Raw genomic sequence first — 13,753 nt, forward strand, 5'->3', positions numbered from 1 at the left:
CTCCCTCCAACAACAACATCAGGAGTTCAACCATGCTACGTATCGCTGTTCTAGGTGCCGGGCGCATCGCCAGGATCCACGCCGCCAACGTCGCCGCCCACCCGAATGCCACGCTGGTGCTGGTGGCCGACCCCTGGCGCGAAGGCGTCGATGCCCTCAGCCGCCAACTGGGCTGCGAGGCGGCCTACGATTGTGCCGCCGCCCTCACGCGCAAAGACATCGACGCCGTGGTCATCGGCACCCCCACCGACACCCATATCGACCTGCTGTTGGCCGCCGTCGCCGAGGGCAAGGCGGTACTCTGCGAGAAGCCCATCGACCTCGATATCGCCAAGGCCCGCAGCGCCGCCCAGGCCGTGGAGCGCCAGGGCGGCAAGGTGATGCTCGGCTTCAATCGCCGTTTCGACCCCGACATGCTGCGCCTGCGCCAGGCCCTGGATGCCGGCCAGATCGGCGCGGTGCGCCAGGTGATCATCACCAGCCGCGACCCAGGCCTGGCGCCGCGGGATTACCTGGAACACTCCGGCGGCATCCTGCGCGACATGACCATCCACGACTTCGACACCGCCCGCCACCTGCTCGGCGAGGAACCGGTGGAAGTCAGCGCCATTGCCAGCCGCCTGGTGGACCCGAGCCTGGAACAGATCGACGACTACGACAGCGTGATGGTCCTGCTGCGTACCGCCTCCGGCAAGCAATGCCATATCAACTGCTGCCGCCAGGCGGTGTACGGCTACGACCAGCGCGTGGAAGTCTCCGGCGCCCTTGGCGTGCTGCTCACCGACAACCATCGCCCCAGCACCCTGCGCCACTGGAGCGCCGACCACACCGAAGCGCTGGAACCGTTGCAGCATTTCTTCCTGGAGCGTTACGCCGATGCCTATCGCAATGAGCTGACCCGGTTTATCGATGCGCTGAACAGCGGCCAGCCGCTGCCCACCAGTGTGCGCGACGGGTTGTATGCGCTGCATCTGGCCGATTGTGCGTTGGAGTCGGTGAGGACGGGGAGGTGTGTGGCGGTCAGTTACGACCTGTAGGCCCCGGTCCGATCCACCAGCCGAATGCTGTCCCGTCCGCCACGCTTGGATTCATACAGCGTGGTATCGCCCTGTTCGATCAGCGCCGCCAGGCTGGCCGGCGGCTGGTCGAACAGGGTGGCGCCGATGCTCAGGGTCACCGGCGCGGGCGTGGCGAAGGTTTGTGCGGCCAGTTGCTGGAACTGCTCGCGCAGGCTGCTGCCCAGTTCGACGATCTGCTCGGTCGAGGCCGGGTTAAGCAGGATCACAAACTCATCACCGCCCAAACGTGCGGCCAGCGCGCCTCGGGGCACGACGGCGCGAATCATCTCGCTCAAGGCGATCAGCACGCGGTCGCCGGCGGTATGGCCGTGGAGGTCGTTGACCGACTTGAAGTTGTCGATATCGATCAGCAGCAGGGCGCCTGGTTGTTGCGCCGACACCTGGGCCAGCAGGCGCGGCGCGCGCAGGTCGAGTGCGCGGCGGTTGTAGAGGGCGGTGAGTGGGTCGCGGGCGGCGAGGCGGGCGATCTGCTGTTCGCGGCGGTAGCGCTCCGAGCCGGTCATTGACAGCGCAATCAGCATGATCGCCATGGCGCCTTCCACCAGGGACACCTGGATGATCTCGCCCTTGAACGCCGCAAGGTCGATCAAGGTGCCGGGGATCACCACCGACAGCGCCTTGGCCACGTAGAACATGCCGTGGACCAGCAGCACATAACGCAGTTGCACCGCGCCGATGCTCAATGATCGGCCGTGGGGCCGCAGCAGGAAACTGGCGCGCAGGGTCGGCAGTGCGACCAACAGCGACTGCACGCCCAACATGGCTTTGGACCACGGCAGGTCGGTCGGGAGCATCAGCATGCCCAGCCACACGGCCAGCAGCAGCCACCATCGCGGCGACAGGCGTACCTGGGTAAAGCGTGCGACCCCGAGCAAGAACAGGCAGTGCGCGGCCACCAGCAAGCCGTTGGCAAACCAGATGCCGATGAGCAGGTAGCCATTGATGCGCAGCAGGGCCAGGGTGGAGCCGACGGTGATGGTGGCGAAACCGGCGCTCCAGAACAGCAGCGAAGGTTCGCGTACGCTGCGCCATTCTATGGCCAGGTACAGGGCAGCAGCAGCGGCCAGGGCAACGGTGAGTGCCAAAATCGTAGGAGGGTCGAGCGTCATTTCGTGCCGGGTCTGCCTGGGTGTGCGTTGAAGCCGGGGATTGTAAGCGCACACGCAGGTTTTTCAGAGCCCAAACGATAATGGCATACAGCCATCCGATGATCGGCGGTCTAGACGCCTTTGGTCGACGGCAGCAGTATCGTCAGGATGCCCACCAGTGGCAGGAACGAGCACAGTGTGTAGACGTACTCGATGCCGTGGCTGTCGGCGAGCAGGCCGAGCAAGGCCGCGCCGATCCCGCTGAAGCCGAACATCAGGCCGAAAAAGATCCCGGCGATCATGCCGACATTGCCCGGCACCAGTTCCTGGGCAAACACCACGATGGCCGAGAACGCCGAGGCGAGGATAAAGCCGATCACCACGCTGAGCACGGCGGTCCAGAACAGGTCGACGTAGGGCAGGGCCAGGGTGAACGGCGCGGCACCGAGGATCGAGAACCAGATGACTTTCTTGCGCCCGATCCGGTCGCCGATCGGCCCGCCCGCGAAGGTGCCCACGGCCACCGCACCGAGGAACAGGAACAGGTACATCTGGGAACTCGATACCGACAGGTGGAATTTTTCAATCAGGTAGAACGTGAAGTAGCTGGTCAGGCTGGTCATGTAGAAGTACTTGGAGAACACCAGCACCGCCAGCACCACCAGGGCAAACGTCACGCGGCCCTTGGACAAGCCGTGGGTGGCCTTGCCGCCTTGCTTGAGCTTGAACAGGTTGAGGTGGTTGCGGTACCAGCGGCTCAAGCCATACAGCACCAGGATCGCGAACACGGCAAACAGCCCGAACCAGGCGATGTTGCCCTGGCCGTAAGGAATGATGATCGCCGCCGCGAGCAACGGCCCCAACGCGCTGCCGGTGTTGCCGCCGACCTGGAAGGTCGATTGCGCCAAGCCATAGCGCCCGCCGGAGGCCAGGCGGGCGACGCGCGAGGTTTCCGGGTGGAAGGTCGACGAGCCGACGCCCACCAGGCCTGCCGCCAGCAGGATCGCCGGGAAGCTGCCGACAAACGCCAGCATCAGGATGCCGACCAGGGTGCAGACCATGCCCGCCGGCAGCAGCCACGGCTTGGGATGCCGGTCGGTGTGGTAGCCGATCCAGGGTTGCAGCAGCGAGGCGGTCAGCTGGAACGTCAGGGTGATCAGGCCGACCTGGGTAAACGTCAGGCCGTAGTTGGCCTTGAGCATCGGGTAGATCGACGGCAATACGGCCTGGATCAGGTCATTGATCAGGTGCGCCAGGGCACAGGCGCCGAGGATACGCAGGACTAACGGGCTTACGTGGGGCGGACTCGAGGTGGCGGCAGGTGATGCGGTCAGGGTCGACATGCAGGCATTCCATACAAGGCAGCGAACAGGGGCAGCGAGTACTTGAGCAGGCTGCCCATTTCAATTTGTTTCAGAGCTTATGCTAGATTCGCCAGGAATGCCTGTCTCGCGTAATTCGGGAGGCAACCATCGTAAAAAGGGCGAAATGATCAAATCACTGGATAAATTTTTGCAGGAAATCGATGAGGGCGACTGGGCCGTCATCAGTTCGGCCACCGATTATCCGGAAAACTGGGTGATCCCCGACCACAGTCACGAAAAGCATCAATTACTCTACGCCACCGAAGGCGTGATGGTGGTGCATTCGGCGCACAACCAATGGACGGTGCCGCCCCATCGCGGCTTCTGGATGCCCTGCGGGCACGTGCACTCCCTGCGTTGCGTGGGCGCCCTGAAAATGCGCAGCGTGTTCGTGCGCCCCGACAGTTTCCCCAACCTGCCGACCGAGACCAAGGCGGTGAGTATTTCGCCGCTGCTCAGCGAGCTGATCAAGGCCTCCGTGAGCTTGAAACCGCCCTATGCCGAAGACTCCCGCGATGCGCGGATCATGCACTTGATCCTCGACGAGCTGGCGCTGTTGCCGGCCTTGCCGCTGTCGCTGCCGCAGCCCGCCGATCTGCGGATCCAGCAGATCTGCCTGGCGTGGCAGGAGGACCCGGGCGATGCCTCCACCGTGGCGGATTGGAGCGAGCGCCTGGCCCTCGACCAGAAAACCATCCAGCGCCTGTTCCGCAAGGACACCGGCATGACCTTCGGCCAATGGCGCCAGCAGGCGCGGCTGCTGCTGGCACTGGAGCGTATCGCGGTGGGGCAGAAGATTATCGACGTAGCCCTGGAACTGGGCTACGAAAGCCCCAGCGCATTTACCAGCATGTTCAAGAAACAGTTTGGCAAGACCCCAAGTCATTTTTTCCGCTGACGTCGGCGCAGTAGTCGTCCAGCAAACCGTTGAATGCGTCGATATCCAGCGGTCGGCTGAGGAAGTAGCCCTGGCCTTCTTCACACGCCACGCTTTTGAGCATGGCCAGGTGCTCAGCGGTCTCAATGCCTTCGGCCGTGACCGTCAGGGCAAGGGCACGGCCCAAGCCGACAATGGCTTGGATAATCGCCTTGTCATCCTCGCTTTCCTCCAGGCGGGTGAGGAAGCTGCGGTCGATTTTCAGGCCATCGAACGGGAACGCCCGCAGGTAGCTGAGGGACGAATAGCCGGTGCCGAAGTCATCCATGGCAATGCGGATGCCCAGTTGCTTGAGCGTGCGCATCACCTCAAGTGCGCCGACGGCGTCCTCGAGCATGACGCTTTCGGTCATTTCCACCTCAAGGCGCGCAGGGTCGATACCCGAGGCGTCCAGGGCGTGGCGCACGCGCTCCACCAGGTTGCCGCGCTTGAACTCGGTGGGTGACAGGTTCACCGAGACGAACAGCGTGTCGGGCCACTGCGCCGCGCACGCACACGCGGTGGCCAGTACCCAGTCACTCAGCGCCAGGATCAGCCCCGATTCTTCGGCAATCGGAATAAAGGTGTCCGGGGCGATCAGCCCGCGTACCGGGTGCTGCCAGCGCACCAGGGCTTCGGCCCCGACCATCTGCCCATCGGCGATGCGATAGCGCGGCTGGAAGTGCAGGCGCAGTTCGGCGTGCTTGATCGCAAAGCGCAGATCGCTCTCCAGGCGCCGCCGCTCGATGATCCGCGTATTCATGTCCCCGGAGTAAAAGCGCCAGGTATTGCGCCCGGCGGCCTTGGCCTCATACAGCGCGATATCGGCGTAGCGCAGCAGTTCGGTGGCATCGCGGGCATCGGTGGGCGCCAGGGCAATGCCGATACTGGCACTGATAAACACCTCTTGTTCGTCGATTTTGATCGCCTGCTCGATGGACTCGATCAAGCGCAGGCACAGGCTTTCGACTTCATCCTGGCTGCCGGCGTCGCTGAGGATCAACACAAACTCATCGCCGCCGACGCGAGCCACCAGGTCACCATGGCGCACGCAAGCAGCCAGGCGGGCGGACACTTGATTAAGCACCCGGTCACCGGCGGCGTGGCCGAGCAGGTCATTGACCGGCTTGAAGCGGTCCAGATCGAGGCTGAGCATCACCAGCGGCTGCTCGGTGCCGGGCAGGGCCTTGAGTTTTCCGTCCAGGAACGCCTGCAGGCGTGTGCGGTTGGGCAGCCCGGTCAGGGCGTCGTGTTGAGACAGGTACTCGATGCGCCGACGTGCTTCGACCTCTTCGGTGACGTCGGTGGCCGTCCCGCGAAACCCGCCACAGGGCATTTCCCGGGCCGACAGCCGGGTTGTGCGCTCCTGTCCCTGGGCATCGATATAGCGGCATTGCACACTGATGTCCACGCGCCGGCCCGGAGTGCTCAGCCACTGCGACAGCAGGTCGGCCTCGGTGTCCAGCAGGTCGCTCATGGCCGCCCCGAGCCAGGCTTGCCGGGTCAGGCCGGTGACGCTTTCGAAGCGTTCCGACAGGTAGGTAAAACGCCAGCCGGCATCGATTTCCCAGACCCAGTCCGAGCTGGCCTCCACCACGTCGCGAAAGCGCGCCTCGCTGGTGGCCAGGGCGGCCTGGCTGTCCAGCAGAGAGGTGTGGCTGGCATCCAGGGCGAGGGCGGCGGCGGTGGTGCGGCGCAGTATCACCCAGGTCATCAGGCACACCAGCAACGCGGCCAGGCCCAGCAGCGGCAGGCCTACGCCCATCAAACGCAGGCCGGGCCGGGCCGGTTCCCAGTGCAGGCTGCCGGCGACGCCGTTGTCGCCCAGGGGGAAAACCAGGGTCTGGCCGATGTCATCGGGCGTGGCCACATGCAGCTTGCCCACGCCGAACTCATCGCCGATTGCGTGCAACTTGGCGCTGTTGAGGACGTCGACGAAAATCAACACCGAGGCCGGCCGGCCATCGGGCTCTACCGTGGGATCGGTGCCGGGCGTGATCGCGGCGGCGGCCACCAGTGCCGGGCTGCCGCGTACATTGATGAACGCCGTGACCGGTGTTTCGTTTTCAGCCCCGGCACGCGCCTGCTCGATAATTTCGGTCAAGGGCTGGTCGAGCCACTGCGAGAGCTCGACGCTTTGCAGCTCGCCCTTGATCACCGAGTAGACCGTGCGATTGTCGTTATCGACCACAAACAGGCCTTGGAAACCGAAGTCCTGATACAGCGTGGCGCCGACGTTGCCGCGCGCGTAGGCCCAGTCGCTGTCGACGGTCATGTGCAGGTGCTTGTAGGCATCGCTCCAGAAGGCGTAGTCCTTGACGGTCACCCGCAGGGACTTCTCCAGGGATTGCACGGCTTTACGCGTATAAAACGCGCTTTCCTGCTGTTCGGAGTGATCCAGTTCGTGCGCAAGGTAAACCAGGGAGTAGGCGGCGGAGGCAAAGACCAAGGCCAGCAACGCCACGAAATTGAACAGCGACGTGCGCGCCAGCGACAGGCTGCTGCGGTCGGACAAGGTGCGGACGATAGGGGCGAGAGAGTTCGGCATGGTTTCCCGCAGGACGTCGCTGCAAGTCATTGGTATGACGGGTTATCGGCGGTGCGGGTAAAAAACTTAGCGCTTCGGTGTTGGCGGGCGTTGAAGCGCGGTGCGCCCTCGGGATGGCGGCTTCACCGGCAGGCTGTCGCCGTATTCAGCCCACCACGCCATCAGCGCCTGCAGGGTCGGCGCGAGCGCGCGGGCTTTGGCGGTTATTTCATATTCGACCCGGGGCGGTACTTCGGCGAACACCGTGCGGGTCACCAGGCCATCGTCTTCCAGCTCGCGAAGTTGGGCCGTGAGCATATGTTGGGTAATGCCGCCGATGGTCTTGCGCAGCTCGCCGAACCGATAGACCCGCTGGTTCAACAGCCACATGATTTCCAGTTTCCACTTGCCGCTGAGCAGTGAAAATGCACGCCGCATTTCTTCATGCATATTCAGCTTTTCAACGCTTTTAGTCTGGTTTTCCATACTGACTGCCACTTTTTCATCCTACTTGTGCGAATTCATCTCCGCGGGGATCTTAGCTGAAATTCATCCCTCACAGACTGGAGAAAACACATGTCCCGACTCAACGCAAAAGTCGCCATTGTCACCGGTGCCGGACGTGGTATCGGCCGCGCCACGGCCAAGCTGTTCGCGGCCCAGGGCGCCAAGGTCGCCGTGGTGTCGCGCACCCCGGAAAACGTCGCGCGCGTGGTGGCCGATATCCAGGCCGCAGGCGGCACGGCGCTCGGCGTGGTGTGCGACCTGGCTGATGCGGCGCAGGTCAGCGCAGCGGTGGCGAACGTCGTCGCCACCTATGGCGGCATCGACATTCTGGTCAATAACGCATTCGACCCGTCCGTGGTGTTTTCCTCGGTGCTCGAGTTGCCGGTCGAACAACTGCAACGCAACCTGGACATGGGCCCGATCGCCTACCTGCGCACCATGCAAGCCTGCTACCCGTACCTCAAGGCCAGCGGCGCAGGGCGGGTGATCAACTTCGGTTCGCTGGCCGGCATCATCGGCATGCAAGGCTACGCGCCCTACAACATGGCCAAGGAAGCGGTGCGCGCGCTGACCCGCTCGGCCGCGCGGGAATGGGGCGTGGATAACATCACCGTCAATAACCTGCTGCCGGTGGCCGATACCTGGGGTGATAGTTATGACGCGCCGGCACCCTCCAATGTGCTCGGGCGTTATGGCTCGCCGGAAGACGACATCGCGCCGGTGGCGCTGTTCCTGGCCAGCCAGGATGCGCAGTTCATCACCGGCTACAGCCTGACACCGGATGGCGGGCAGATCATCGACAGTGCGCGTTGACTGACCCGCGCAGCGGCCCAGGCGAGTATCGCCGCCATGCACAGTAGTGCGGCGCTCAAGGCAAACGTCACCTGGTAGCCGCACAGGTCAAACACCACACCGCCCAGCGTTGCCCCGGCAGCGATTGCCAGTTGGATGATGGCAACCATTAAGCCGCCCCCTGCCTCGGCATCGTCAGGCAGGGTTTTTGCCAGCCAGGTCCACCAGCCCACCGGCGCGGCGGTGGCTACCAGGCCCCACACACCGAGGAGCGCGGCGGTAATAACGGGCGAACTGCCGAATGCGACCAATGCCAGAGCGATCACCGCCATCAATACGGGAATGGCGATCAGCGTGGGGTACAGGCCGTTCTTCAGGACACGCTCGATCAGCAGCGTGCCGGCCAAACCGGCCAGGCCGAGCACCAGCAGCATCAACGACAGCAGCGATACTCCCACCTGGGTAACACCTTCCAGAAACGGCCGCAGGTAGGTGAACAGCATGAACTGGCCCATGAAAAACACGCTGACGGCCAGCATGCCCAGGGCCACCGGGGCGCGCTTGATCAAGCGCAACAGGTGGCCGTTGCCGGCCTGGCGACGGGGTTTGATCGATGGCAGGCTCAGCAGCAGCCACAGCACCGCAACCACGGCCACCGGCACCACGCAGAAAAACGCGCCACGCCAGCCGATCAAACCACCGAGGAAACTGCCCAACGGTGCTGCGATCACGGTTGCCAGTGCGTTACCGCCATTGACGATGGCCAAGGCGCGCGGCACCTGGCCCTCGGGCACCAGGCCCATGGCGGTGGCTGCCGACAGCGACCAGAAGCCGCCGATGGCCACGCCGATGAGGGCGCGGCCGAGCATGAAGATCAGGTAGTTCGGCGCGAGCGCTACCACGCTGCCGGACACGATCATCAGCAAGGTCAGCGCGACCAGCAGGCGCTTGCGATCCATGCGCGCCGCCACTCGGGCGATCATCAGGCTGGTGAGCAAGGCAAACAGGCCTGACACCGAAATACCCTGGCCGGCCTGGCCTTGGCTGATGCCCAGGTCGGCGGCCAGCGGGGTCAACAGGCTCACCGGCATGAACTCCGAGGCCACCAGGGCAAAGGCCGCCAGGGACAGGGCGAAGACGGCGCCCCAGCGGGGCGCGTGAGGGTTTATCGAGATCACTTCAAGTGACTGTTAAAGAAGCTGGTGAGCTTGGCGAAGGGGATCAGGTTGACCCGGTCGTAGAGGTCCACATGGCCGGCGTTGGGGAGGATCACCAGTTCCTTGGGCTCGGCGGCACGGTTGTAGGCGTCTTCGCTGAACTCGCGGGAGTGGGCGTCGGCACCGGCAATCAGCAACAGCGGGCGAGGCGAAATGGTCTCGATGTCGTTGAACGGATAGAAGTTCATGAACTTCACGTTGCTGGTCAGCGTCGGCATGGTGGTGGTCTGCGGCGACGCGCCGGCCGGTGTGACTTCACCGCGCGGTGTGCGGTAGAAATCGAAAAACTCATCGCCAATCGGGTTGCCGCTCCGCTTGAGCGGCGTGCCGCTGGTGTAGAGGGTCTCGCCGCCCTGGAATTCCACGTAACGCTGGTTGGCCGCCTGCACCAGCACCTGCTGGCGTTGTTCCGCTGTCATGCCGTGCTTGAGGCCGTTGCGGTTGGCGGCGCCCATGTCGTACATGCTGACCGTGGCGATGGCCTTGAGGCGTGGGTCGATCTTTGCCGCCGCGATGGCAAAGCTGCCGCCGCCGCAGATGCCGATCACGCCGATGCGCTCACGATCGACCAGCGGCCGGGTACCGAGGAAGTCCACGGCAGCGCTGAAGTCTTCGGCGTAGAGGTCGGGCAGCACCGCATTGCGTGGTGTGCCTGCGCTTTCGCCCCAGAACGACAGGTCCAGCGACAAGGTGACAAAGCCCTGTTCGGCCATTTTGGTGGCGTAGAGGTTGGCGCTCTGTTCCTTGACGGCACCCATCGGGTGGCCGACGATCAGCGCGGCATTTTTCGAGGCCGGGGCGAGCTGTTTGGGCACGAACAGGTTGCCCGCCACCGGCATGCCGTATTGATTGTTGAAGGTGACTTTTTCGACGGACACCTTGTCGCTTGTGTAGAAGTTGTTTGCACCGTTGGACATGTCGGCTCCCAGAGAAGAGAACGAAATCACCAGCAGACTCAGGGTGAGCAAGAGGCTTTTCATGGATGGATCCTTGAGAAGGGGGTCGGCACATTTTCCCGGCGTGGCTGAGGGTTCTGTAGTGCGTTCCACTGGATTACTTGCCTGATCCTCTGAGTCTGGCGGGTTGCCGGGGACGTAAGCGGGCCGGTCGGGGTAAAGTCCAACGATCAGAGCGAAGGGCCCTTTATGAAGATCAATCAAATGCCCCTGGACGTGCTGGTCCACGCGATCGGCTCAAGGGTCTGCATACCCGGCGACTACCCCATGCCCATCCCCGGCCTGGGCTTTTATCGGCGTGAGCAGCCCGCGACACCCGTGGTGTGCATGGTCGAGCCGAGCATCGTGCTGGTTGCCCAGGGTGAGAAGCGGCTGTGGGTCGGCGGCGAGGGGTACCCGTATGACACGGCACGATTTCTGCTCACGTCGCTGGATATACCGGCCAACTCCGAAGTGCTGGTCGCCAGCCCGACCCGCCCGTGCCTGGGCCTGACCTTCAAGCTCGACCTGCGCATCCTGGCCGAGCTGATCGCCCAGGGGGCGTTGCCGCCAACGCGTGAGCGGGCGGTGATGAAAGGCGTGGGGATTGGTGTCGTGACCGGCGCCATGCTCGCCTCCTTTGCGCGCCTGGTTGAATTGCTTGATGAGCCCGAAGCGATACCGGTGCTCGCACCCTTGATCCAGCGCGAGATTCACTTCCGGCTATTGCAGAGCGACCATGCCGGCCGACTGCGCCAGATCTGTTCCGTGGACGGGCAGGGTTATCGGATTGCGCGGGCGATCGATTGGCTCAAGCTCAATTACGACGTGCCGTTGCGCGTGGACGAACTGGCCGCGCGTGTGCAGATGAGCGCGGCGACCTTTCACCATCACTTTCGCCAACTGACGGCGATGAGCCCGCTGCAGTATCAGAAATGGCTGCGCCTCAACGAAGCGCGGCGCTTAATGTTGAACGAGCACCGGGACGTGTCCAGTGCGGCGTTCAAGGTCGGCTATGAAAGCCCGTCGCAGTTCAGCCGCGAGTACAGCCGGCTTTTTGGTGTGCCGCCCAAGCGCGATATGGCCATGCTGCGCGGCAAAGCGCCGGTCAGCGATCCGCTGGCGTCAAGTTAGCGTAGAAGATGCAGCCGATCAGCCGCGCAAACAGGCTGAGGGTTTCCGGCAGGTTGGGGTCGTCAAACAGCATCGCCCGGGAATCCAGCGCACACAGTGCGCCGAACAGGCGGCCATCCGGGAGGAAGATCGGCGCCCCGGCGTAGCTCTCGATGGCGTATTGCTTGACCACCGGGCGCGTGGCAAAGCGGCCATTGGCGCTGACCTGCGGGATGAACAGGGTCTGCGGGTTGATGCAGAACTCGCTGCACAGGGTGGTTTCCAGGTCGAGCACGTCATCGGCATGAATGCCCATGTCGAAGGGGTCGTGCGCTGAACAGACAATCCATTCCAGGTCAGTGAACTTGGCGATGCCGGCAAAGCGCATGCCCGTCAGGCGGGTGACCAATTGCAGGATGCTGGTGGTGGCTTCGATTTCGGCGATGGCAGCGCGTTCGTCGGCGCTGAGTAACGCGTGTGCGGCGGTGAAGCTTGGAAGCATGGTTGAACACTCCACTGGCGTGGCGGCCCTTGCCACCACGCTTGGTCAGGTCTTAATTGATACGCGGATGCTGCTGCACCAGGTTCTGGCGCTTGGCTTCCAGTTCGGCAATCTCGGCGTCGATGTCTTCGATTTTCTGCTCGATATTGTCGTGATGCTCCTGCAGCAACTCCTTCGCTTCTTCCATGTCCGACGCAGCCGGTGCGGCGCCGCGCAGGGGTTTGTTGGCGGTTTCCTTCATGGTCAGGCCGGTGATCAGGCCGACCACCGCAAACACCATCAGGTAGTAGGCGGGCATGTACAGGTCGTTGGTGCTTTCCACCAGCCAGGCCACCGCGGTAGGGGTGACGCCGGCGATCAATACGGAGACGTTGAACGCACTGGCCAAGGCACTGTAGCGCAGGTGCGTGGGGAACATCGCCGGCAGCGTGGACGCCATGACGCCGATGAAGAAGTTAAGCACGACGGCCAGGATCAGCAAGCCGGCGAAGATCAGGCCGGTCTTGCCGCTGGTAATCAGCATAAAGGCCGGAATGGCCAGGAACAGCAGGCCGATGCTGCCGGCGATGATGAAGGGCTTGCGGCCGATCTTGTCGCTTACAAAACCGATGAACGGCTGCACGAACAGCATGCCGACCATGATCGCGATGATGATCAGCACGCCGCTGTTTTCGGAGTAGTGCAGGTTATGGGACAGGTAGCTCGGCATGTACGTGAGCAGCATGTAGTACGTCACGTTGGTGGCCGCGACGATGCCGATGCAAGTCAGCAGGCTGCGCCAGTGCTTGGTGGCGATCTCCTTGAATGACACTTTCGGGCCATGGGTCAGGCCTTCGCGGTCACCCTGTTCGAGCTTGTCGACATGCTGTTGGAACGCCGGGGTTTCTTCCAGCGCATGGCGCAGGTACAGGCCGATCATGCCCAGGGGCAGGGCCAGGAAGAACGGCAGGCGCCAGCCCCAGGCCTCGAAGTCGGCTTCGCCCAGCACGCTGGAGATCAGCACCACGACACCGGCACCGAGGACGAAACCGGCGATGGAGCCGAAGTCCAGCCAGCTGCCGAGGAAACCGCGCTTGCGGTCCGGCGCATATTCGGCGACGAAGATCGAGGCGCCGGTGTATTCACCGCCCACCGAGAAGCCCTGGGCCATTTTGCACAGCAGCAGCAGGATCGGCGCCCAGATGCCGATGGAGGCGTACCCGGGGATCAGGCCGATGGCGAAGGTGCTCAGCGACATGATCACAATGGTCGCGGCGAGGACTTTCTGGCGTCCGTATTTATCGCCCAGCGCGCCGAAGAACAGGCCGCCCAGGGGACGAATCAGGAACGGCACGGAGAACGTCGCCAGTGCCGCGATCATTTGTACGCTGGGGGAGGCGTCGGGGAAGAACACCTTGCCCAATACATAGGCGACAAACCCGTAGACACCAAAGTCGAACCACTCCATGGCGTTACCCAGTGCGGCGGCGGTGATCGCCTTGCGCATCTTGGCGTCGTCAACAATGGTGATGTCTTTCAAACCGATGGGCTTGACGCTTTTCTTACGTAATTTCATGCGGACCACTCTAAAACAGAACAGGGGAGGTGCCATCGTTGCAATGGCACCGCTCTGTCAGTTCAGATACAAGCGGACATGAAATAATTCACCGCTATTTGCGTTTTTTTGCGTGGGGCGCAATTTGCGTGCAATGGCCTGGGTTTGGGGGGGAGCAC

12 protein-coding genes are annotated in these 13,753 nt (G+C 63.3%); 4 read left to right on the forward strand and 8 right to left on the reverse strand.

The window, feature by feature from the left end:
* Positions 1 to 32: 32 nt before the first annotated feature.
* Entirely contained in the window at positions 33 to 1,037 is a 1,005-nt protein-coding gene (iolG, locus tag J1N02_RS32080; RefSeq protein WP_027608508.1) for an inositol 2-dehydrogenase, read from the forward strand.
* Here the strand turns inward: iolG and J1N02_RS32085 are convergent.
* Both J1N02_RS32085 and J1N02_RS32090 read right to left on the reverse strand, forming a co-directional pair.
* On the reverse strand, positions 1,025 to 2,188 hold the full coding sequence (locus tag J1N02_RS32085; RefSeq protein WP_027608507.1) for a GGDEF domain-containing protein: 1,164 nt from the start codon (positions 2,186 to 2,188) through the stop codon (positions 1,025 to 1,027). The two genes, iolG and J1N02_RS32085, sit on opposite strands and share 13 nt — an antisense overlap.
* Before the next feature lie 110 nt (positions 2,189 to 2,298).
* Entirely contained in the window at positions 2,299 to 3,510 is a 1,212-nt protein-coding gene (locus J1N02_RS32090) for an MFS transporter (RefSeq protein ID WP_065942074.1), read from the reverse strand.
* Between the two features lie 97 nt (positions 3,511 to 3,607).
* Here J1N02_RS32090 and J1N02_RS32095 point away from each other — a divergent pair, with 97 nt between their 5' ends.
* The gene (locus tag J1N02_RS32095; protein ID WP_027608505.1) at positions 3,608 to 4,429 is read left to right on the forward strand and encodes an AraC family transcriptional regulator; all 822 of its coding nucleotides are present in this window, start codon (positions 3,608 to 3,610) and stop codon (positions 4,427 to 4,429) included.
* Here the strand turns inward: J1N02_RS32095 and J1N02_RS32100 are convergent.
* Together J1N02_RS32100 and J1N02_RS32105 are read right to left on the reverse strand one after the other, a co-directional pair.
* Positions 4,386 to 6,995 carry a bifunctional diguanylate cyclase/phosphodiesterase gene (locus tag J1N02_RS32100; RefSeq protein WP_421148320.1) on the reverse strand — a complete coding sequence of 870 codons (2,610 nt, stop codon included), beginning with the start codon at positions 6,993 to 6,995 and terminating at the stop codon, positions 4,386 to 4,388. The two genes, J1N02_RS32095 and J1N02_RS32100, sit on opposite strands and share 44 nt — an antisense overlap.
* A 66-nt stretch (positions 6,996 to 7,061) precedes the next feature.
* Entirely contained in the window at positions 7,062 to 7,412 is a 351-nt protein-coding gene (locus J1N02_RS32105) for a winged helix-turn-helix transcriptional regulator (RefSeq protein ID WP_199275504.1), read from the reverse strand.
* A 138-nt stretch (positions 7,413 to 7,550) separates the two neighbouring features.
* Here J1N02_RS32105 and J1N02_RS32110 point away from each other — a divergent pair, with 138 nt between their 5' ends.
* On the forward strand, positions 7,551 to 8,294 hold the full coding sequence (locus J1N02_RS32110; protein WP_027608503.1) for an SDR family NAD(P)-dependent oxidoreductase: 744 nt from the start codon (positions 7,551 to 7,553) through the stop codon (positions 8,292 to 8,294).
* On the opposite strand, the gene J1N02_RS32115 is transcribed toward J1N02_RS32110, so the two are convergent.
* Complete coding sequence (locus tag J1N02_RS32115) at positions 8,246 to 9,451, reverse strand: MFS transporter (protein WP_421148321.1); 1,206 nt, start codon at positions 9,449 to 9,451, stop codon at positions 8,246 to 8,248. The two genes, J1N02_RS32110 and J1N02_RS32115, sit on opposite strands and share 49 nt — an antisense overlap.
* A complete protein-coding gene (locus J1N02_RS32120) occupies positions 9,448 to 10,470 on the reverse strand; it encodes an alpha/beta hydrolase (RefSeq protein ID WP_092356929.1) in 1,023 nt (340 codons plus the stop codon). Before J1N02_RS32120 ends, J1N02_RS32115 begins: the two co-directional genes overlap by 4 nt.
* 165 nt (positions 10,471 to 10,635) lie before the next feature.
* On the opposite strand from J1N02_RS32120, the gene J1N02_RS32125 reads away from it, so the two are divergent.
* Positions 10,636 to 11,559 (forward strand): AraC family transcriptional regulator, encoded by a 924-nt coding sequence (locus J1N02_RS32125; protein ID WP_108572931.1) that lies wholly within the window; start codon positions 10,636 to 10,638, stop codon positions 11,557 to 11,559.
* Here J1N02_RS32125 and J1N02_RS32130 read toward each other — a convergent pair.
* Together J1N02_RS32130 and proP are read right to left on the reverse strand one after the other, a co-directional pair.
* Positions 11,534 to 12,040: a GAF domain-containing protein gene (locus tag J1N02_RS32130; protein ID WP_027608500.1), complete on the reverse strand. Its 507-nt coding sequence runs from the start codon at positions 12,038 to 12,040 to the stop codon at positions 11,534 to 11,536. The two genes, J1N02_RS32125 and J1N02_RS32130, sit on opposite strands and share 26 nt — an antisense overlap.
* Positions 12,041 to 12,092: 52 nt before the next feature.
* Positions 12,093 to 13,595, reverse strand: coding sequence for a glycine betaine/L-proline transporter ProP (gene proP, locus J1N02_RS32135; RefSeq protein WP_027608499.1), 1,503 nt, complete (start codon positions 13,593 to 13,595; stop codon positions 12,093 to 12,095).
* Positions 13,596 to 13,753 lie beyond the last annotated feature (158 nt).

This window comes from Pseudomonas sp. NFX5, assembly GCF_049132125.1.
Lineage (GTDB): Bacteria > Pseudomonadota > Gammaproteobacteria > Pseudomonadales > Pseudomonadaceae > Aquipseudomonas > Aquipseudomonas marginalis.